This window comes from Wolbachia endosymbiont (group A) of Alloplasta piceator (assembly GCF_964028505.1).
Lineage (GTDB): Bacteria > Pseudomonadota > Alphaproteobacteria > Rickettsiales > Anaplasmataceae > Wolbachia > Wolbachia pipientis.
Window position 1 is genome coordinate 316,555 of the sequence record NZ_OZ034793.1, and the last position, 22,751, is coordinate 339,305.

General features: G+C 35.7%; 12 protein-coding genes. 5 read left to right on the plus strand and 7 right to left on the minus strand.

Going from position 1 to position 22,751, the window contains the following annotated elements; translation table 11 throughout:
• The first annotated feature begins 56 nt into the window (after nt 1-56).
• Complete coding sequence (locus ABWU31_RS01605) at nt 57-8,570, plus strand: DNA-directed RNA polymerase subunit beta/beta' (protein ID WP_353271282.1); 8,514 nt, start codon at nt 57-59, stop codon at nt 8,568-8,570.
• Nucleotides 8,571-8,576: 6 nt separating this feature from the next.
• On the opposite strand, the gene dusB is transcribed toward ABWU31_RS01605, so the two are convergent.
• Together dusB and ABWU31_RS01615 are read right to left on the minus strand one after the other, a co-directional pair.
• Entirely contained in the window at nt 8,577-9,539 is a 963-nt protein-coding gene (dusB, locus tag ABWU31_RS01610) for a tRNA dihydrouridine synthase DusB (protein WP_077188475.1), read from the minus strand.
• 5 nt (nt 9,540-9,544) lie between these two features.
• Entirely contained in the window at nt 9,545-11,476 is a 1,932-nt protein-coding gene (locus ABWU31_RS01615) for a Ulp1 family isopeptidase (RefSeq protein ID WP_353271283.1), read from the minus strand.
• Between the two features lie 143 nt (nt 11,477-11,619).
• Here ABWU31_RS01615 and serS point away from each other — a divergent pair, with 143 nt between their 5' ends.
• A complete protein-coding gene (gene serS, locus ABWU31_RS01620; protein WP_353271372.1) occupies nt 11,620-12,897 on the plus strand; it encodes a serine--tRNA ligase in 1,278 nt (425 codons plus the stop codon).
• A 34-nt stretch (nt 12,898-12,931) separates the two neighbouring features.
• On the plus strand, nt 12,932-14,203 hold the full coding sequence (purD, locus tag ABWU31_RS01625; protein WP_353271284.1) for a phosphoribosylamine--glycine ligase: 1,272 nt from the start codon (nt 12,932-12,934) through the stop codon (nt 14,201-14,203).
• 636 nt (nt 14,204-14,839) lie between these two features.
• On the opposite strand, the gene ABWU31_RS01630 is transcribed toward purD, so the two are convergent.
• From ABWU31_RS01630 to ABWU31_RS01650, 5 genes are all read right to left on the minus strand, one after another.
• Entirely contained in the window at nt 14,840-16,378 is a 1,539-nt protein-coding gene (locus ABWU31_RS01630; RefSeq protein WP_353271285.1) for a hypothetical protein, read from the minus strand.
• Nucleotides 16,371-17,203 (minus strand): IS5-like element ISWpi1 family transposase gene (locus ABWU31_RS01635; protein WP_353271062.1). Its coding sequence is split into 2 segments (ribosomal slippage): nt 16,371-16,834 and nt 16,834-17,203, totalling 834 coding nucleotides; the frame shifts between segments, so codons are not numbered across the junction. The genes ABWU31_RS01630 and ABWU31_RS01635 overlap by 8 nt, the downstream gene beginning before the upstream one ends.
• Before the next feature lie 71 nt (nt 17,204-17,274).
• Nucleotides 17,275-18,286 (minus strand): IS630 family transposase gene (locus ABWU31_RS01640; RefSeq protein WP_265029767.1). Its coding sequence is split into 2 segments (ribosomal slippage): nt 17,275-17,823 and nt 17,825-18,286, totalling 1,011 coding nucleotides; the frame shifts between segments, so codons are not numbered across the junction.
• Nucleotides 18,287-18,492: 206 nt separating this feature from the next.
• Nucleotides 18,493-18,888: an EndoU domain-containing protein gene (locus ABWU31_RS01645; protein WP_236514435.1), complete on the minus strand. Its 396-nt coding sequence runs from the start codon at nt 18,886-18,888 to the stop codon at nt 18,493-18,495.
• Between the two features lie 167 nt (nt 18,889-19,055).
• Nucleotides 19,056-20,243, minus strand: a complete 1,188-nt coding sequence (locus ABWU31_RS01650; RefSeq protein WP_353271286.1) for a phosphoglycerate kinase — start codon at nt 20,241-20,243, stop codon at nt 19,056-19,058.
• Nucleotides 20,244-21,080: 837 nt separating this feature from the next.
• Between ABWU31_RS01650 and ABWU31_RS01655 the strand changes: the two genes are divergently transcribed.
• Together ABWU31_RS01655 and ABWU31_RS01660 are read left to right on the plus strand one after the other, a co-directional pair.
• Nucleotides 21,081-21,602 carry a cytochrome b gene (locus ABWU31_RS01655; protein ID WP_077188404.1) on the plus strand — a complete coding sequence of 174 codons (522 nt, stop codon included), beginning with the start codon at nt 21,081-21,083 and terminating at the stop codon, nt 21,600-21,602.
• Between the two features lie 5 nt (nt 21,603-21,607).
• Complete coding sequence (locus tag ABWU31_RS01660; protein ID WP_353271287.1) at nt 21,608-22,636, plus strand: NAD(P)H-dependent flavin oxidoreductase; 1,029 nt, start codon at nt 21,608-21,610, stop codon at nt 22,634-22,636.
• Nucleotides 22,637-22,751: the final 115 nt, after the last annotated feature.

The window sequence follows — 22,751 nt, forward strand, 5'->3', positions numbered from 1 at the left end:
TTTAATGTATTAATTTTATATTGATATAGCTCTTTTAATTAGTTTGGGGTATTTTAATGGTTGATTCTTCTTATATGTACGCTTCTGGTGCTTTTGTTCCTAGAGTTTCTTATTCTAGGTCGATTGATTTAAAAGATTCTTTATTGGATTTGGTTAAGGTTCAAAAAGAATCATATGATTCTTTTGCTCCTAAGAATAAGGGTAATGAAAGACTTGAAGTTATCTTTCATACAATCTTTCCAATAAATGATCCTTTGCGTAGGGCTACTATTGAGTTTATAAGTTGTAGGGTAGATGATCCTAAGTATGATGAATCTGAGTGTATAAAGCGTGGTGTAACTTTTTCTGCTCAGGTTATTGCTTCTATACGTCTTGTTGTTATGCAGGATGGTATTTCTCTTGATGAATATAAATCGATTAAAGAGAGTGGAGATCATTCTAAACTTGCAACCGTTGTAAAATCTATAGAAGAGCAGAAAGTCCACTTTTGTGGGTTGCCTATGATGACTGATAAAGGCACTTTCATCATTAATGGTGTGGAAAAAGTTATCGTCTCACAAATGCATAGGTCTCCTGGTGTATTTTTTGATAGCGATAAGGGAAAAACTTACAATTCTGGTAAATTGATCTATTCTGCTAGAATTATTCCTTATAGGGGTTCTTGGCTTGATATTGAATTTGATGTTAAAGACCATTTGTATTTTCGTGTTGATAGAAAAAGAAAATTGCCAATTTCAGTTTTATTAAAGGCGTTGGGTCTATCAAATAATGATATACTCGATAGATTTTATGAGAAAATAAAGTATGTAAAACATAAAGATGGTTGGAAAGTGCCTTTTGTTCCTGATAAATTTAAAGGAGTGAGGCTGCCTTTCGACTTAATGGATATTGAAGGTAATGTGCTGCTTAAAGCTAACGTTCGTATTACCTCAAGACTAGCTAAAAAGCTATATGATAATGAATTGAAAGAGTATCTGGTTCCTTTTAATTCTATATGTGGTTTATTCCTCGCAGAAGATTTAATGGATAGTGCTAGCTCTACGAAAATTTTATCTGCTGGTGAATCTATAAAGCTGGAAGACATAAAGAAGCTTGAGTTATTATCTGTAGATGAAATATCAGTGTTGAACATAGATAATTTGTTTGTTGGACCTTATATATTAAATACGCTTTTCTTAGATGAAAACATGTCTTATCAGGATGCACTATATGAAATATATAGAGTTTTGCGTCCTGGTGAAGTTCCTGTTTTAGAGATAGTAGAAGAGTTTTTCCGTAATCTTTTCTTCAGTCCGGAATATTATGATTTGTCTAACATTGGTAGGTTGAAGCTTAACTCTTACCTTGGATTAAATTATGATGAGGATTTAACTGTTTTAACGCATGAAGATATTATTGAAATTGTGAAAAAAATAGTATTGTTACGTGACGGTCAAGGATCTGTAGATGATATTGATCATTTAGGAAACAGAAGAGTAAGATCAGTTGGAGAGTTTATAGAAAATCAATTTAGAACTGGGTTGTTGAAATTGGAACGCGCAATAGTTGATTCTATGTCCACTTCTAGTTTAGATAAAGTTTCTCCATCTGATTTTATTAATCCAAAAGTGTTAACTAATGTTTTAAGAGATTTCTTCAATTCTTCTCAATTATCTCAATTTATGGATCAGACTAATCCGTTATCTGAAATAACACATAAAAGAAGGTTATCCGCGTTAGGTCCTGGCGGTTTAACAAGAGAACGGGCAGGATTTGAGGTGCGTGATGTTCATCCAACTCATTATGGAAGAATTTGCCCTATTGAGACTCCTGAAGGGCAAAATATAGGGTTAATCAACAGCTTAGCTATATACGCGCGTATTAATAAATATGGTTTCATTGAAAGCCCTTATAGAAAAGTAGTCAATAGGGTTGTTACTGATCAAATTGAGTATCTTTCTGCTATAGACGAAGGCTCACATCATATAGCTGACACTAGCGTAAAGCTTGATGAAAATAATTGCTTTGTTGATGACATGCTATACTGTAGATATGCTGGTAGCTTCGTCATGGTAAGTAGCGACCAAGTTAGTTACATTGACGTATCTCCTAAGCAGGTAATATCAGTTGCAGCTTCCTTGATTCCATTTTTAGAAAATGATGATGCTAATAGAGCATTAATGGGCTCAAATATGCAACGTCAGGCCGTACCTTTATTGAAGCCTACCGCTCCTCTGGTTGCTACTGGTATGGAGTCTTTTGTAGCTTCTGGCTCTGGTGCTGTAGTTTTAGCAAAACGCGATGGCATAGTTGATAGTTCTGATAGTAACTCTATAGTTATACGTGCTTTTGATAAAGAAAGGGTTAACTACTTGGACGTAGATATTTATCATCTAAGGAAATTTCAGCGTTCTAACCATAATACTTGTATTAATCAAAGACCGCTAGTGTGCGTAGGTGATTATGTTAAAAAGGGTGATGTAATAGCTGATGGTCCTGCAATTAACAGTGGTGAGTTGGCGCTTGGTAAAAATTTGCTAGTCGCTTTTATGTCTTGGCAAGGTTATAATTTTGAAGACTCTATTATTATTTCTAGTGAAGTTGTTAAAAAAGATCTCTTTACTTCTATTCATATAGAAGAATTTGACTGTGTTGTACATGATACCCCTTTAGGATCAGAAAAAATAACTCGTGCTATACCTGGTGTTAATGAAGAAAATCTATATCACTTGGATGATAGTGGTATAGTGAAAATTGGTACAAGAGTTGGTCCAGGCTATATTCTGGTAGGTAAAGTTACACCTAAACCTTCTCTTTCATTGCCTCCTGAAACGAAGTTATTGATGACAATTTTTGGTGAAAAGTCATTCGATTGTGCGGATTCCTCTTTATATACATCTCCAGATGTTGAAGGGACAGTAATTGATGTACAAGTCTTTACACGCAGGGGGGTTGAAGAAAATGAAAGGGCATTACTCATCAAACAAAAAGAGATAAATGACTTTGAGGAAGAGCGAGATTATATAATCAATGTTACTAGTGAATATTTCTATGATGAACTGAAGAAACTTCTTATTAATTCTGGTTCTCAAGATCGAGAAAAATTTGACTCTATTGAACGTGAGCAATGGTGGGGTATAGGATTAAAAAACCAATCCATTTCTGAGCAAGTTAAGAGCTTAAAAAAAGATTTTGATGAAAAAGTATCACATGCAATAGCACAGTTTAAGCGAAAAGTAGAAAAATTACATGAAGGTTATGACCTGCCTCAAGGTGTGTCGATGTCAGTAAAAGTTTTCATTGCTGTGAAACATAGTCTGCAACCAGGGGATAAAATGGCTGGTAGACATGGAAATAAAGGTGTGATTTCTCGAGTTGTGCCAGTGGAAGATATGCCTTATTTGGAAGATGGTACTCCTGTTGATATTATTCTTAACCCTCTTGGTGTTCCTTCACGAATGAATGTAGGGCAAATACTGGAAACGCATGTAGGTTGGGCTTGTAGAAAATTAGGGGAAAAAGTAAGTAATATTCTCGATGAGATCAATAAGATCAAAAGTGCTTTTTGCAAGGGAATTAGGTCCCTTAACGATGATAATTTTACACAATTTGCAGTAGCATACCTTGATAATAAAAAAATTGAAAATATTGATGATGATGAAATAACGGCTTCTGTTTTAAATACACCTAATAAGAATGCACTAAATGACGAGTTGAATGAGTTAGTAGAGAACTATTTGAACTCTTGTAAAAGTTCATACAGCAATTTACGTAACTTCCTGATTGAGGTTTATAGCTATGGCAGTAACGTATCTATCTGTAATGATATTCGTAATATTAGTGATAATAATCTCATTGAATTTGCACGCAAATTACGTGATGGCGTTCCTGTTGCTGCACCTGTATTTGAGGGTCCAAAAGATGAACAAATAGCAAAATTATTTGAACTTGCTGGTTTAGATAACTCTGGACAAGCTGTATTATATGACGGTTGCAGTGGTGAAAAATTCGACCGCAAGGTTACAGTTGGTTACATGTACATGCTTAAGTTGCACCACTTGGTTGATGGTAAAATTCATGCGCGTTCAGTAGGGCCTTATAGTTTGGTTACTCAACAACCTCTTGGAGGAAAATCTCATTTTGGTGGTCAGCGTTTTGGTGAAATGGAATGTTGGGCATTACAAGCCTATGGTGCTGCTTATACTTTGCAGGAAATGTTAACTGTGAAGTCTGATGATATTAATGGTAGAGTTAAGATTTATGAATCGATAATAAAAGGTGACAGTAATTTTGAATGTGGAATTCCTGAATCCTTTAATGTGATGATAAAAGAACTACGTTCTTTATGTTTAAATGTAGATTTAAAGCAAAATGATGTAGTGATTGAAGATATATCTCACACTAACATTGCACAACCTTTTAATGAGGTTAGCATATCGATTGCTAGCCCTGAAAGTATTAAGCGTATATCTTGTGGTGAGATAGAAGATGTTTCAACTGCAAATTATCGTACGTTCAAAGTTGAGAAAGGTGGATTATTTTGCCCTAAGGTTTTTGGCCCTGTCAATGACGATGAATGTTTATGTGGAAAATACAAAAAAAGAAGACACAGAGGTCGCATATGCGAAAAATGCGGAGTAGAAGTTACATCTTCTAAAGTAAGAAGAGAAAGGATGGGTCATATAGAGCTTGCATCTCCTGTTGCTCATATATGGTTTTTGAAATCGCTTCCTTCAAGAATTGGAGCATTATTGGATATGTCTCTCAGAGATATTGAGAATATTTTATATAGCGATAATTATATCGTAATAGATCCTCTTGTTTCGCCTTTTGAAAAAGGTGAGATTATTAGTGAAAAAGCTTATAATGAAGCTAAAGATAGCTATGGGATCGATAGTTTTGTAGCTATGCAAGGTGTTGAAGCTATAAGAGAGTTGCTAACGCGCCTTGATTTACATGAAATTAGGAAGGATTTAAGACTAGAATTAGAATCTGTTGCTTCTGAGATAAGAAGAAAGAAAATTATAAAGAGATTGCGTATTGTTGAAAACTTCATTAAATCTGGAAATAGGCCTGAGTGGATGATACTTACAACTATACCTATTTTACCACCTGATTTGCGTCCTTTGGTATCGCTTGAGAGTGGTCGTCCTGCAGTTTCTGATCTGAATCATCATTATAGGACTATTATTAATAGAAATAACAGGTTGAGGAAATTGTTGAGCTTAAATCCTCCTGAGATTATGATTCGTAATGAAAAAAGGATGTTACAAGAAGCAGTTGATTCTCTTTTTGATAATAGTCGTCGTAATACTTTGGTAAATAAAGCTGGTGCTGTTGGATATAAAAAGTCCATTAGTGATATGTTAAAAGGAAAACAGGGTCGTTTTCGCCAGAACCTCTTAGGAAAAAGAGTAGACTACTCTGGACGTTCTGTAATAGTTGTTGGTCCAACTTTGAAACTAAATCAGTGTGGATTACCAAAAAGAATGGCTCTTGAACTATTCAAACCTTTTGTTTACTCAAAGCTTAAGATGTATGGTATGGCTCCAACTATTAAGTTTGCTAGTAAGTTGATAAGAGCAGAAAAACCAGAAGTTTGGGATATGCTTGAAGAGGTAATAAAAGAGCATCCTGTTTTGTTGAATAGAGCGCCTACGCTACATAGACTTGGTATTCAGGCTTTTGAGCCAATCCTTATTGAAGGCAAAGCAATACAGCTTCATCCGCTTGTCTGTACGGCGTTTAATGCTGATTTTGATGGTGATCAAATGGCAGTGCATGTGCCAATTTCATTGGAAGCTCAGCTTGAAGCTAGGGTGTTGATGATGTCCACTAATAACGTTTTAAGTCCTTCTAATGGCAGACCGATTATAGTTCCTAGTAAAGATATAGTACTTGGTATATATTATCTGACTTTACAAGAACCTAAGGAAGATAATTTACCATCTTTTGGTGCTTTTTGTGAAGTTGAGCATTCCTTGAGTGATGGTACTTTACATATTCATTCTAGTATAAAGTATAGGATGGAGTATATTAATAGCAGCGGTGAAACTCACTATAAAACTGTTTGTACAACTCCTGGCCGTTTAATATTATGGCAAATTTTTCCTAAGCATGAGAATCTAGGCTTCGATCTAATAAATCAGATATTAACAGTCAAGGAAATAACTGGTATAGTTGATTTGGTATATCGTAACTGTGGTCAAAGTGCTACAGTGGCATTTTCTGATAAATTAATGGTACTTGGCTTTGAGTATGCCACATTTTCTGGTGTCTCTTTTGGTCGTTGTGATATGGTTATACCTGAAACTAAAGCTACACATGTTGATCACGCGAGGGGTGAAATTAAGAAATTCTCTATGCAATATCAAGATGGGCTAATAACTAGAAGTGAGAGGTATAACAAGGTTATAGATGAATGGTCTAAGTGTACGGATATGATAGCTAATGATATGTTAAAAGCAATATCTATATATGATGGAAATAGTAAGTACAACTCAGTGTATATGATGGTTAACTCTGGTGCAAGGGGTTCTACTTCACAGATGAAACAGCTAGCAGGAATGCGAGGGCTCATGACCAAACCTTCTGGTGAGATTATAGAAACACCTATAATTTCTAATTTCCGTGAAGGATTGAACGTATTTGAATACTTTAATTCTACTCACGGTGCGCGTAAAGGTTTAGCTGACACTGCACTTAAAACTGCAAACTCTGGATACTTAACTCGTCGTTTAGTTGATGTATCTCAAAATTGCATAGTTACAAAGCATGACTGTAAAACAAAAAATGGTCTTGTTGTGAGAGCTACAGTTGAAAGAAGTACTATAGTTGCATCTCTAGAGAGTGTTGTGCTGGGTAGAACAGCTGCAAATGATATATATAACCCAGTGACAAAAGAATTATTAGTAAAAGCAGGGGAATTAATTGATGAGGATAAAGTAAAGCAAATCAGCATTGCAGGTCTTGATGTTGTAAAAATTAGATCGCCTTTAACTTGTGAAATAAGTCCTGGTGTATGTTCTTTATGTTATGGAAGAGACCTTGCAACTGGTAAAATTGTTTCAATAGGTGAAGCAGTTGGTGTTATAGCTGCTCAATCTGTTGGAGAGCCAGGTACTCAGTTAACGATGCGTACTTTTCATATAGGTGGAGTAATGACTAGAGGCGTTGAATCCTCGAATATTATAGCTTCTATTAATGCTAAAATAAAGTTAAACAATAGTAATATAATTATAGATAGAAACGGAAATAAAATTGTGATAAGCCGTTCCTGTGAAGTCGTGTTGATTGATAGCCTTGGTAGTGAGAAGTTGAAGCACAGTGTACCTTACGGCGCTAAGCTTTATGTAGATGAGAGTGGGTCAGTAAAAATTGGCGATAAAGTTGCGGAATGGGATCCTTATACATTGCCTATTATCACGGAGAAGACTGGTACAGTGTCTTATCAGGACTTAAAAGATGGAATTTCGATCACTGAAGTGATGGATGAATCTACAGGAATATCAAGCAAAGTAGTAAAAGACTGGAAATTGCATTCTGGTGGAGCTAATTTACGTCCTCGTATTGTGCTGCTTGACGATAATGGTAAAGTAATGACACTCGCAAGTGGCGTTGAAGCATGTTATTTTATACCAATCGGTGCAGTGCTCAATGTACAAGATGGCCAGAAGGTTCATGCAGGTGATGTTATTACAAGAACACCAAGAGAGTCAGTTAAAACTCGTGATATTACTGGTGGTTTACCGAGGGTTATAGAGTTATTTGAAGCACGTCGTCCTAAAGAGCATGCTATTGTTAGTGAGATAGATGGCTATGTAGCGTTTTCTGAAAAAGACCGTAGAGGAAAACGCAGTATATTAATTAAACCTGTAGATGAACAAATTTCTCCAGTTGAATATTTGGTATCAAGAAGTAAGCATGTAATAGTCAATGAAGGTGATTTTGTACGTAAAGGTGATCTATTGATGGATGGTGACCCTGATCTCCATGATATTTTACGTGTGCTTGGGTTAGAAGCTTTAGCGCACTATATGATTTCTGAAATACAGCAAGTTTATAGATTGCAGGGTGTTCGTATAGACAATAAGCATTTAGAGGTGATCTTAAAACAAATGCTACAAAAAGTGGAAATTACTGATCCTGGTGATACTATGTACTTGGTTGGCGAAAGCATTGACAAGCTGGAAGTTGATAGGGAAAATGATGCTATGAGTAACTCTGGCAAACGGCCTACTCATTATCTTCCTATTCTGCAGGGGATTACTAGGGCAAGTCTTGAAACTAGCTCCTTTATTTCTGCTGCCTCTTTCCAAGAGACAACAAAAGTACTTACAGAAGCAGCATTCTGCGGGAAGAGTGATCCTTTAAGTGGATTAAAAGAAAATGTTATAGTAGGAAGATTAATTCCTGCTGGTACAGGTTTGATTATGAATAAGATCAGAGCACTTTCACTTTGTGATAATGTGGATAAATATGAAAAATATTTTGATATTGAAACTTATGACGAGGAATGGTTGATGGATAATGGTTGTCATTTACACTCTGGTGAGGAAGAGAGCGTAGTGGCATACGATCAGTCGAATTGAGTACAGCTAGTGTGTCTCTTGACCAAAAAAGCCAATAATATTTTCTTTCACTTCTGTGCTATCTGTCATGTTATTTACTCTCACACGAAATTCAGATGAGCCTTGAAGCCCGCTACTGTACCAACCTATGTGTTTGCGGGCCATCTTTATTCCTGTGTCATTTCCATAGTACTCAAGAATATTGTCGTAATGCTCGAGTATGATGCTTAATCTCTCTGAAGCTGTTGGCTCAGAAGTTTCACTTCCACTGAGAAAGTTCATTGCTTGATTAATCAGCCAAGGTTTACCGTAGGCACCACGACCTATCATCACTCCGTCTGCTCCAGATTCTTTGAGAGCATTCTGAATATCATTTAAATTTTTAATATCGCCATTTACTATAACTGGGATTTTTACTTGCTCTTTAACATTTCTAACGAATTTCCAATCTGCTTGACCGTTATAAAGCTGTGCCCTTGTTCTTCCATGTACAGTAATCATCTTTGCTCCTAAGTCTTCGGCAATTTTCGCAAGTCTCGGTGCATTGCGATTTTCATCGTTCCACCCGGTGCGCATTTTCACTGTAACTGGCACATTCACTGCCTTGACCACAGCTTCAATTATCTCAGCGGCTTTTTTCTCATCACGCATTAGCGCTGATCCTGCATAACCGTTTACAACTTTTTTAACAGGGCAACCAAAGTTTATGTCTATAATTTTTGCTCCCATGTCCTCGTTTAATTTTGCAGCCTCCGCCATAACATCTGGCTCACACCCAGCAAGCTGCACAGCAGTTAATGCATCGACTTTTGCTTTTTGCAGACTCTGATGAGTTTGCATAATCATAGCTCTGCTTGCAATCATTTCTGAAACTAACAAACTTGCACCAAGTTTCTTCACAATACTTCTAAACGGATAATCAGTCACTCCAGACATTGGAGCTAAAATAACTGGAGAATCAATTGTCAAATTTCCTACTTGTAGGGACATATATTCTATGTGTTCAAACCTAGCGCATTTACACATACTGTTACAACACTTTGTATAGCCGAACTTACTTTTTCCATAAGAGAAGGCTCTACCTCTACTATCTCAGCTCTCTCATAATGACCAGGTGCCAAGTATACCGTTTCTTGTTCTTTATTTCCCCATAGCTCGTTGTTCTTCTGATAACCTTCATTTATCATTCCCGCATTTGGCAGAAACAATGTATTTACATCATTACCATTATTTTTATAGTAGACGTCAATTTCAATATTAGCCAGCGAAGCTAAGATAGAAATTTCTTCTATGAAAACATGGTAACTTTGGCTGCTGATTGCCTCTAGATAAGATCTATAAATGGATTTGCCATTGAGAAAAGAATTTGCTGCAGTATCACTATTATAATTTCTATCATATTTTCTTTCACTAATATTGAGATTACTAGCACTAATGCTTCTTAAATCACCTATAACTTCATTTTCTTTTAATGTCGTAAGACAACATAACTTTTTTATTAATTTATTAGTCTTTTTTTTGATCTTCTCTACCCGTCTGTTTGTATGCTGAACCAAATCTTTTATTGAGTCCGACATACCAATCAAATGATTTGGATTTTCTAAGAATGCACCAAAAACTTTCTGCATCTGTCCCTTCAATAACTCAGGCATCCTTGGATTATTCAAAGAGTTAAATTGACTTAAAAATTTGTGCCATTCCATTCTCATATCTTGTGCTTTTTCAGTTTTATATTGACCAGAGCTATTATCACCAAATACCGCATGGAAAAAGCAGTTGCCATCACCTGTAGTATTATATTGAACAATTTTTGTTTGCTTACTTTCTACTGAATCTAAACTTACTCCGCTATCTTTACGACTTATATTTCCTGGACCACCTAATACAGGGCTTGGCGTGCCAGCCCTGCTTTGTTCATCCTTTTTCAACGCTTTTGCAAATTCTTTTCTCTTCTCTATTAATTGCTCTGAACTAAGTTCATATTTTAGCTGATCATCAATTTCATCAAACGATTTGCCTGCTTTCAGCATATCTGTAATTTTCTTAGCATTCTCTAAGGCAAATATTCCACAATTATACTTATCATCTTGTTGTTTAGCTTTTGAGTTTCTAATACTACTATTGTCTATTCCTAGAGTTTTCTGTAGCGCACTTGATACCTCTTCTGGTAATGGTTCACCAAATGAATCGCAATAGCAAGCTCTAAACTTTTCACTCTTTTCGTCGTAAGAAACACCCAGTGTTACCCAATGGTTTCCATTTAAATTAAGGATTGAAGTGAACACTAAATCACTACCCTCTCGTTCTACTTTATTTTTATATTCTTTTAGTTCTTGCTCTAAAGATGATGTAGAGTCAGGACAAGCAAAAATCACACCTTCAGAAGTATCTTTTAAGCCTTTTTTATTTTTGTGTGCTATCCACCCATATTTGCTTTTTACAATATCTCTAATATCAGTAGTAGTTAATTTGTAATTATAATTCTTTTCTTTCTCTGTTTGATGTAAAAAAGAATTATTATCTATAGCTATTTCCGATGTAATAACACCACTATCCCTATCAGGAGTTTTCGGTCTTGCTTGCTTTTCTGGAGTCTTGCCTTGCAAATCTTGTAGTTCTGTATCTTTTTCTTCACTCTTTTCCCCCTTTGAAGCTCTTTTTCCATTAATATAGTTCTTCGCTAAGTAAAATAAAGGTTCAACAACCATTTTGTATGCTACTGTAAGAATTATTCCCATTAAAACCCAAACTACGGGGTTAGAGATGAGCATAGCAAGTGGAAAGGTCAATAGAGGGGATCCTATTACCGCCCCTAAACAGCCAGCAGCGAATGTGGCTGCTAGGCATACACAAGTAGCGTAGATAACGAATTCCTCACCAGCAAAGTAAGTGCTCTCTTTCTGATTATTTTTTGTAATGCCCAACATACTACACCCTATGAACGCTAAGTTAATTAAATTTTAACAAATTCTAACAAAAAAATCAACCATAATAATTTTAGTAGTATGAGAAAATATTGAATATTAAGAGCTTTTGGAGTACAGTAACAATGTTAGTAATAGCACAATATATGCACGATATAGAATATATACGCAAAAACCCTGAAGGATTTGAAAAGGCAATGAAAAGCAGGGGAATTAGAGAATCTACTGCGGAAGAGATATTAGAAATCGATCACGAGAAAAGATCATTAACCACTAAACTGCAGGATTTGAATAGGCAGCGCAATGAAATCACAGAGGAAATAAAAAAGCTTAAAATGAGCAAGAGCCCCTGTGAAGAGCAAATAGAGTTGTCAAAAAGCATCACAAATGAGATAGAGGCAATCAGCTTAAAAGAACAAGCAGAAAAGGATAAGTTAGTGAATGTTTTATCTAACTTGCCGAATATTCCTGCGCAAGATGTGCCAATAGGCGCAGATGAGAACTCTAATTTAGAGGTGAGAAGATATGGAGGAAAAAGACAGTTTGATTTTGTACCAGAATCTCATTATGAACTCGGAGAAAAATTAGGTTTAATGGACTTCGAACAAGCGGCGAGAATTTCCGGATCAAGATTTACGATATTAAAAGGACAGTTAGCTAAGCTTGGACGAGCGCTAATAAATTTTATGCTTGAAATGCATGTTAATGAATTTGGCTATACTGAGCTGTACCACCCGACTTTGGTGAAAAACGAGGCTATGTATAATGTTGGTCAGCTACCGAAATTTTCTGACGATTCGTATTTAACTACCGACGAATTGAGGTTGATTCCCACAAGTGAAGTGTTTTTAACAAATTTAGTTGCTGACAAAATAATGGAAGAAAAAGAACTGCCTATTCGCTTTACTGCATGTTCGGAGTGCTTTCGTAAAGAAGCAGGCAGCGCAGGGCGAGACACGAGAGGTATGATAAGGCAACACCAATTTGGTAAAGTGGAATTGGTTAGTATCACAACTGAAGACCAATCAAATGATGAACTTGAGCGCATGACGAGTATTGTTGAAGAGATATTAAAAAAACTAGAATTACCGTATAGAGTAATGCTACTCTGTAGTGGTGATATGGGTTTTGCTGCACAAAGGACTTATGACATAGAGGTATGGTTACCTGAGCAAGATAAATATAGAGAAATATCAAGCTGCTCAAATTGTGGTGCATTTCAAGCAAGAAGGATGAACACTAAATACTCTTCAGAAACTGATAAAAAGATGAAAAAATATATTCACACTTTAAACGGCTCAGCTTTAGCTATAGGAAGAACGATTATTGCCATAATGGAGAATTATCAAAATTCTGACGGGTCGATTGCAATACCAAACGTGTTGCAAAAATACATGAGTAATGATACTGTTATAAGCAAATAATAATTTTGACATATAGAAAAGCGAGGAAATAAAGATGAAGGTTCTGGTTATAGGTTCTGGTGGGCGTGAGCACGCTCTACTTTGGGCTCTAAAAAAATCTCCTATCTTGACTGAGTTATATGTAACTCCTGGTCGCCAGGCCATGGAAAATTTGGGAGTTCTTGTGGATGTAAATATTCAAAATTCAGTGGATGTTACACAATTTTGCAAGAGAGAAAATATAGAGTTGGTTGTTATTGGTCCAGAACAACCAATAATTGATGGGCTTGCTGATGATTTAGTTGCAGAGGGAATAAATGTTTTTGCTCCAAGTCAAGCAACTGCAAAACTTGAGGGATCGAAGTCTTTCACCAAGGGACTATGTAAACGATATGGTATACCAACTGCCAAGTACGAGTGTTTTGTTGATGAAGGGTTAGCTAAAGATTTTGTACGTAGCAATAAAATAAAGTTTCCACTTGTAGTGAAAGCAAATGGAATTGCAGCAGGAAAAGGGGTGGTTATATGTAATACAGAAAGCGAAGCTTTTTCAGCAATAAATTCAATGCTAGTGGAGAAAAAATTTGGTGAATCAGGTGAAGAAATAATCATAGAAGAGTTTTTAGTTGGAAAAGAAGTAAGTTTTTTTGCTCTTATTGATGGGTTGAAAGTAGTAACTCTTGGGTGTGCAAAAGATTATAAGAGAGTTGATGAAAGTAATGAAAGCCAAAATACTGGAGGTATGGGGTCGTACTCATCACCTTCAATTATAAGTAAGGACATGAAGCAAAAAATTATCCAAAAAATAATATACCCTACAGCTCAAGCATTGGTTAACATGGGTACGTCTTATAAAGGAGTACTCTTTGCTGGTTTAATGATTTGCAAAGATAGCCCAAAACTTCTCGAGTATAACGTTAGATTCGGTGATCCAGAAACGCAATCTATATTACCTAGATTTGATTCAAATTGCGATTTGTTAAAATTGATGTTGTCAGTTGCAGAAGGAAAGTTAAATGTCAAAATGGTGGAACTTAACAACAAATCTACAGTTTGTGTAGTTGTTGCAAGTAAAGGCTATCCGGGTGATTATCAAAAGGGAGAAGTAATTAAAGGATTAGATAAGATTGAAAGCATTCCTGGTGTGTTGGTGTTTCATGCTGGTACTAAATTCGATGAAAGTGGTAACTTAGTTTCCGATGGCGGAAGAGTGCTAAATATAGTAGCAGAAGGGAGCACTATAGAGGAAGCCAAAAGTAAGGTGTACTCAGCATTAAATTTTTTAGAATGGCCAGGGGGCTTCTTCAGATACGATATCGGTAGTTAATGTTAGCTGTCGGTTAGCAGGTGGTTCACAGAAACGAAAAACTTCCTTGACAAACTCCGCCAGCCCCCTTATCATGAAACTGAGGCTATTGTATTTGCTTTCGCCAATCTGCAGATTAAAAGGTAAGGATTACTTAATGTATCGGCGTCTTATGTTCAATTTTTTGCAGTATATAGATACTGTATGTCTTTACAAAACTTCATCTACATCTAGATTTTTATCTAAATAAGCTGAACGCGCTTATAAAGCGTTACAAGACATCAAAAAATGCCAATACTCGACAGAGATAGTAAAAGACTAGCTAACTCGGGGATTCTTTGTCTTTTTTTCTGCTTGGTAAATTTCTTAAACATTTGCAGCATAGGTTAGTTGCAATTAAAAGCAGCTAAATCTTGCTTGTCAAGCGTTTAAAACATAAAAAACGCCAATATTTTAAAGCAGATAATAACCCCAGGGCTTCTTTTGCCTTTTTTTTCATTTGGTAAATTTCTTAAATATTTATGGCTAAACGACAATCGTCATCCCGCTACTTGTTAGCGGGATCTAGAGATACCGCGGCGGTATGACGTAGGGAAACCTTTCTTGGGTTAGCTATAAAACTAATCAGCATCTTGTTTAGCACATATAAATTAAGTTTCACAAATATAGTGCTAAACCTTGAAAATATGTTATAGCTACTTCTTCCAATTTAGTGGTGGGTTTTGACAGTACACATGTTATTTTACTAGCTACCAACTCAAGTGTCACAGAAGTTGCAATCATTTTAAATGTCACAGAAGTTGCAATCACTGCATTTATATTCTGTACTTTAACATTTACTCTACTTTCTATTAGAGGCTTTACCCCCCTTACATCATTACGTACAGCAGTATGATTTATTTCATTTTCAATTCCACTACTATGCTGCAACAAGATATCCCCATTAACTTTTATTTCAACATTTTTGTCACTACTACCATTGTTAAAATTTAATCCCTCATCTCTTCTACTTTGTCTTTTTTCTTTTAATTTTAATTCAGTTTCTCTTTTATCAAGGGTAGGAAATGGGATGTGAGTTTTTTCCTGACCATCTTGATTTATAGCTCTTGTTGTATTAAAAGCTTCGTTGCTTTTACATGATATTGTATAAGTAAGTGGTGTGTAGATTTTTTCTTCACTATCTGGATATTTTATAGTGATTGTTGCATTAAGAATGTCTTTCAGAATATCGTTTTCTCTAGCTATGTCTAAAATTTCTTGAATAACTTTGCGATCATGTAATGCGGCAAGTAACTTATCAGTTACTTTTTGATTATTTTTATGTTTTATGGTGATTGTTGCATTAAGAATGTCTTTCAGAATACCGTTTTCTTTAGCTACTCTTAACATTTTCTCAACAGCTATACTATCTTTACGTAGTATAGCATAAGCAAGTGGTGTGCAAGTTTCTTCCTGACCATCTGGATATTTTATAGTTGTTGTTGCGTCAAGAATGTCTTTCAGAATACCGTTTTCTTTAGCTACTCTTAACATTTTCTCAACAGCCATACTATCTTTACGTAGTATAGCATAAGCAAGTGGTGTAACAGTTACTCTCCGACCATCTAGACATTTTATAGTTATTGTTGCGTTAAGAATATCTTTCAGAATACTGTTCTCCTTAGAGATTTTTAAAATTTCTTCAATAGCTATACTATTTTCACGCAGTATAGCATAAGCAAGTAGTGTGTAAGTTACTTCCCGGCTATCTGAATGTTTTATAGTTGTTGTTGCGTCAAGAATGTCTTTCAGAATATCGTTTTCTTTAGCTACTCTTAACATTTTCTCAACAGCCATACTATCTTTACGTAGTATAGCATAAGTAAACGGTGCGCAAGTTTCTTCATGACCATCTGGACATTTTATAGTTGTTGTTGCATCAAGAATATCTTTCAGAATACCGTTTTCTTTAGAGATTTTTAAAATTTCTTCAATAGTTTTGCTATTTTTACATGATATAGCGTAAGTAAGCGGTGTGTAAATTTCTTCTTGACCATCTAGATATTTTATAGTTGTTGTTGCGTCAAGAATATCTTTCAGAATACTGTTCTCTTCAGCTGCTACTAGAATTTCTTTAATAATTTTGCCATCCTCCCAGAACATAGCATGAGCAAGTGGTGTGTAAGAGGTTGTCCGGAAACTAGTAAATTCAAGCATATTCCCTCTTTAACATAACCCTACTCATAGCTAGGTATATGAAATTCTCAGTGGATGTTGTGAGTAAATCATACTCCTTCGATAGCCTTCTATTCCTATTAACCCAAGCAAAAGTCCTTTCTACAACCCATCTTCTTGGCTGTACTTTAAACCCTTGTTCTCTTGTTGGTAGTAGCTCAGGTGGCGTATCTTTGTGCACCCAAAATCTACATGGAGGCCTTGTAACAATTTCAATATCTATGTCATATTCTTCCTTTATGTGATTCTTTGAATTTCTTCCTTGGTATCCCATGTCAGCCCACATTTTTTTAACTTTAGTATATTTTGTTCTCATATTGTTTAATGCTATTTTAATACCATCTCTATCATTTTCGTTAGCAGCGCCTACGTAACAACCTAGTATAAAACCCTGAGTGTCTGTAATTATATGCCTTTTTCTACCCTTTACTTTTTTACTTCCATCATAGCCTTTGATCCCCCCTTTTCTGTAGTCTTTACAGATTGACTATCTACTATACAGGCACTCGGCTGCTCATTCCTTCCTATTTTTCTTCTACTATATTTTGTAATTTCATAATTCATTTTCTCAAAAATTCCCTGCTTCTTCCATTGCCTGAACTGCTCATACACAGTCTTCCATAGCGGAAAATCATTTGGTAAATACCGCCATTGACACCCTGTACGCAATACATAGAAAATTGCTTCTAATATTTCTCTTTTGCTATACTTTGGCGGCCTTCCTCCTTTCTTGTATGATACTCTGAAGTGTTTTTCTATTCTTGCCCATTCCCTTTCGCTTAGATCTGTTGGATACTTTTTTCTCATCTTTACCCCGTACTAAAATTTCAGATATTATAGCCTTTTACTTGTTTCCGGACAACCTCTGATACCAATTCTCATTGTTGTCCAGTCAAATAGGAAACATTGCAGAGTTGTTTAATTGTGGAGCTGGCAAGAGAAGTAATAAATTTGCACAAAGCACCCTCAAGTAGAGCAATTGTATCGTATATTTTATTGCGCAAAATGTTCTGTTTTATATATAACCAAAGCCTCTCAACAGGATTTAGCTCAGGTGAGTATGGAGGTAGGTATATAATGTCGATATTTTTAGGTACCTTTAAATTTTTTGACCTATGCCAACTAGCACAGTCCATAACGAGAAAAGCCTCTCGTGTTTCTAGATATTGCGAAATTTGCTCAAGAAATATGTTCATGCAATCAGTGTTGACATTTGGTGCAAATAAGCTAGAACTCTCTCCATTTCTAGGATTAACTGCACTATAGAGATAGAAATTTTGCCTACCTAATTTTGTTTTAACCTGTGTTCTAATCCCCTTTTTAAACCACCCATGTCCAACTTTTGAATGTGTGCCAAACCGTGATTCATCAAAGAAAAATAGCTCTTTTTCTGGATACTTGCTAATAGCTCCATTGAGATTTTTTTTTGAATTCCTCTTGTTTGCTTTTATCTTGTCCATTATGAACTGGTCTTGGTGTAATATATGAGAATTTCATCTTTTGCATATGGCGGTGTACTGTAGATTTGCTGATATTTAATCCGAACTTTTCCTGGATTCTTATTCTCATTTCTTTAATGGTGATATTAGGATTTTCTTCTATCCACTCTTCAATTTGCTGTAGTTGAGCCTGATTTAATTTAGTTTTTCTACGACGTTGTGAAGGAGCAAACAGTTTTTCTTCTCTGCCAATTTTCAAGAGTTTTACCCACGAAGTTAGTGCGCTTCTTGAAATGCAATATATTTTTGCTACAGCCGTTATACTGTACTTTTTTGCTGCAATTACAGCATTTAGTTTTTTTGAAACATATGCATTATTCCTTACTTTCTTCAGCATTTCTTTTGCTGATTCTACTACTTTTTCATCCAATAATTTTGATCTTAATGCCATTTAAACCTCGCTATTTTACTTACTTCAGTATGGCTTTTCTTCCATCATTGTCCATCTGTTTGCCCTGTAATGGGAATTGGTATTAGTTGCAGAAATTATCGGCATGAAGGTTATATGCATATCCATTTGGGCATTTAACTTTCACTTCTCCATCCTTGCCCAAATATTTCATTCCAAATGTATAAACTGGCGGCTTAATATCTGATTTATTGCACAGGATTCCAAATCGCACCTGCCCATTTATCTTCTTGAGCTTCAACATATCTGCCTACAAAATGCATGCCACCTAATTTATCGTTTGGCTCACCACAAAAAATATGTCCAAACCCTATAGTTTCTTTTTCACTTCCACTATTTGTAAACCAAATGTTAGCCAGTTCATCTTTAAATAGCTCCAAATCCGCATCTGGTGTGACAATTTGATGATCAAGCTCATCATATATTTCTTTCACTACTTCTTGATGCTGCAGACAACTAAGTAAAATTTTGAAATCTTCTTTATCTGGATGCGCTCCCCAATCTCCACAAACTTTCAACACTCCTCTATCGAAGTCAGTTAATTCTGGAAATGGTGGCTGGTTGTGAACTGAAAAATGGTTCAAAATTATTTTCTTCTACATAGTCAGTGTGAAAATAATGATCCCTAATATAAAAAATAAATCCTATTATTGGTATTATTAAACACAAAATTAGTTTAACTGTCTTCGACATAATCACGTTCACAAAAAAGCTAGCCTATAAGAAATAATTTAAAAAAGTTTTAATCTAATCATTTTTGCAGAGCAGCAACTCCCGGCATTTCATCGCCACTTAACCAATCTAAAAATGCTCCTCCACCAGTGGAAGCATATGTAAAATCCTTATCGGTAAAGCCTGCAGCACTTATTGCAGATAGACTATCGCCTCCCCCTATTATGCTGGTTAACTTTCCTTTGTGCGTTAAGTCACTTACGATTTTCATTACCCCTATTGTACCACTTGCAAAAGCTGAATGTTCAAAAACACCAATAGGTCCATTCCACAGCAGAGTCTTACTGCTTGCTATTATACTGCTTATTGTACTCAAAGTTTGTGGTCCGATATCCAAAATTATATCACCGTCCAAAATGGACTCAGTTCTTCTTGAAATACTAGTGCTGTAATCAGAGTTTACTGCAACCAGAACGTCTTCTGGCACAACTATTTTGCAATTGTTTTTATTTGCTGTTTCAAGAATATTATGCAGAAGGTCGTCAACACCATTTTGAAAGAAAGATTTCCCTATATTTACTTTGCTAAATGACAAAAAATTATTAGCAATTGCACCTCCGAGAACTAGGTAATCAACCTTTTCTGTTAGCTTTATAAGCATTTTTATCTTAGTTGACATTTTGGCTCCCCCAACTATCGCATTAATAGGTTTAGCTTTAAACGATACAGCTTTTTCAAGATACTTTAGCTCATCTTGCAAGCAAAATCCCGCGTAGGAAGGTAAAAACTCTGTAATGCGTGAAATAGAAGCGTGAGCTCTGTGAGAGCAAGAAAATGCATCATTGACATATGTATCCGCCAGAGATGCTAATTGTCTGGCAAAGTTTGCATCATTCTCCTTTTCACCTTCATAAAATCTTAGATTCTCTAGTAATATTATATCTCCTGCATCCATAGCACTCACTGCTTTTTGCACTTTTTCACCAACGCAATCATCAATGAATTTCACTTTTTTATTTAGTAACTGTGATAAAGTGTCAATTATATTTTTTAGCGACAGATTATTGTCTCTAGCCTTTGGGCGTCCAAAATGCGATATAATAATAATCTTTGCACTCGCATTCACTAAATACTGAATAGTAGGCAATGCTCTCAAAATACGAGTGACGTCACGAATTTCTCCATCTTTTATAGGAACATTGAAATCAACTCTGAGTAAGACGGTTTTATTGTGAAGATCACAATTTTCTATACTAGGTATATTCATTACAAAATTGAAGCTATAAAGTCACTATACAGCAGTTTGATCTAAAGTAAAGTTTTAAGCTTACGAACGTTTAAGGAAATTTGCATGCCAAACGCTTGACACTGGAACCTTATCGTCATGCCATCACGAACCGTCATACCGCCGGGTATCTCTTAGCCGCTAACACGTAGCGGGATACTTGACCTTTACAGGGATGACGATTGTCGTTTAGCCATAAATATTTAAGAAATTTACTAAACAGAAAAAAAGGCAAAAGAAGCCCCGTGGTTGGCTAATTACTTACATTATACTTTCAAGTATGGCGTTTTTTTATTCTAAACGCTTAATAACCGCGATTTAGCTGCTTTTTAATGCAACTAACCTTTAGTCATAAATGTTTAAGAAATTTACTAAACAGAAAAAAAGGCAAAAGAAACCCTAGGGTAGCTAATTATTCACTATCCATTTTTTAAGTTGGCGTTTTTTGATGTTTTAAATGCTTTATAAGCGTATTTCAGCTTGTATAGGTAAAAACCTAGAAATTTGATAAAGACATAGAGTGCACATAGTGCAAAAAATTAAACATGAGACGCCAGATACGTTGAGTTTTTTTGTCATTTAATCTGTACAGAGAAGATAAATAAATAGCTTCAGTTTCATGATAAGGGGGCTGGCGAAGGGTGTCAAGTAAGTTTTGCATTTGATCCGTTTCTATGACTTAGATGCCAGTGCCTGCTACTTGACTCTCGGCTGGGTCGAATTTGTATAGCTACATTGTCGGTAAATCTAAATTGCTTTAATAATTTTGATTGAAAAATAGTTTTTCTATTATATAAATGCTACTTTAGGGTAATCAAAATGGAAGACGATAAATATAGCCTAGGTTTAAGAGTTATCCATTGGTTGATGGCTGTTTTTATTATCGGTATGCTTTGCTCTGGACTTTATATGAAAAGCTTACCACTTAGCAATGAAATTAAGTTCAACATATACGCTATTCATAAGGCTTGCGGTATCACTATTCTTGGATTAATCATAGTACGCATATTTTTTCGCGTCTTTACTTATGTTCCACCACTTCCAGCAAATTTTTCTCGGTTTGTAATCAATACAAGTAAAGCAGTGCACTTTGGTTTATATTCTTTAATGGTGCTAATGCCACTATCTGGCTATGTCATGTCTTCTGCTTCTGGCAAACAGATCAAATATTTTTTCCATATCCCTTTGTTGATTAATCAAAACAAAGATCTAGCTAACACGGCTAACGAGCTACATTCGATGCTTGCATATTTTATGGTACTCTTTATAATCTTACATATACTTGGCGCCTTAAAGCACACATTTATAGATAAGCAAAACATTTTTAAACGCATGATATAGGTTATATGTTAAGTAGCCTCTGGAAAAAAGGAACAGATTTTCTTGGCAGTGAGTTTGCGATAATGGGTGGTGCTATGAGCTGGGTTTCAGAGAGAAACTTGGTTTCAGCAATCTCAAACGCTGGTGGTTTTGGTGTGATTGCATGTGGTGCAATGTTCCCAGACTTACTGGAAAAAGAAATCATAGAGACACAAAAATTAACTAACAAGCCATTTGGTGTAAACCTAATTACTATGCACCCAAAGTTGAGTGAGTTGATAGATGTGTGTATTGAAACGAAAGTGAGCCATATAGTGCTTGCCGGTGGACTGCCAACAAAGCCTAATATAGAAAAAATCAAGGGTGCAGGCATTAAAGTTATGTGCTTTGCACCAGCATTAAGCCTTGCGAAAAGGTTAGTAAAAATGGGAGTAGATGCATTAATAATAGAAGGAATGGAAGCAGGTGGGCATATAGGTCCAGTTAGCACTTCTGTTCTTGCACAAGAGATATTGCCTCATTTTAAAAATGAACAAATACCAGTGTTTGTTGCAGGTGGAATAGGAAGAGGTGAAATGATAGTTAATTACCTGGAAATGGGAGCAAGTGGCTGTCAAATAGGTACATTATTTGTCTGCACTAATGAGTCAATTGCCCACAAAAATTTTAAGGAAGTGTTTATTAAATCGGCCGCACGTAATGCAATACCTTCTGTACAGATAAGTGCTGATTTTCCTGTAATTCCTGTAAGAGCTATAGCCAACAAAGCAAGCGATGACTTCATGAAGCGTCAAAAAGAAGTTATTGATGAATACCAAAAGGGACAGATCTCAAAAGAAGATGGGCAGCTTGAAATAGAAAAGTTCTGGGCTGGAGCTTTAAGAAGGGCAGTGATTGAAGGAGATGTTGAAACAGGATCTTTAATGGCCGGCCAAAGTGTTGGCATGGTTGATAGGGAAAAGCCTGTAAAAGAAGTAGAGGATATGTTAGTTCAACAAGCAAAGAATCATATTAATAGCAAATCTGTAGAAGTAGAAAGCCCAGAAAGCAAATAGTTAAGCGACCTTCCAATAAGCAAGTTGCCGCGATTATTTATAATATGGCATAATTGCCCAGTTTTAATGTAAAATTAACGCTAAAGAGGTATCTATACATTTTATTATGTATGGA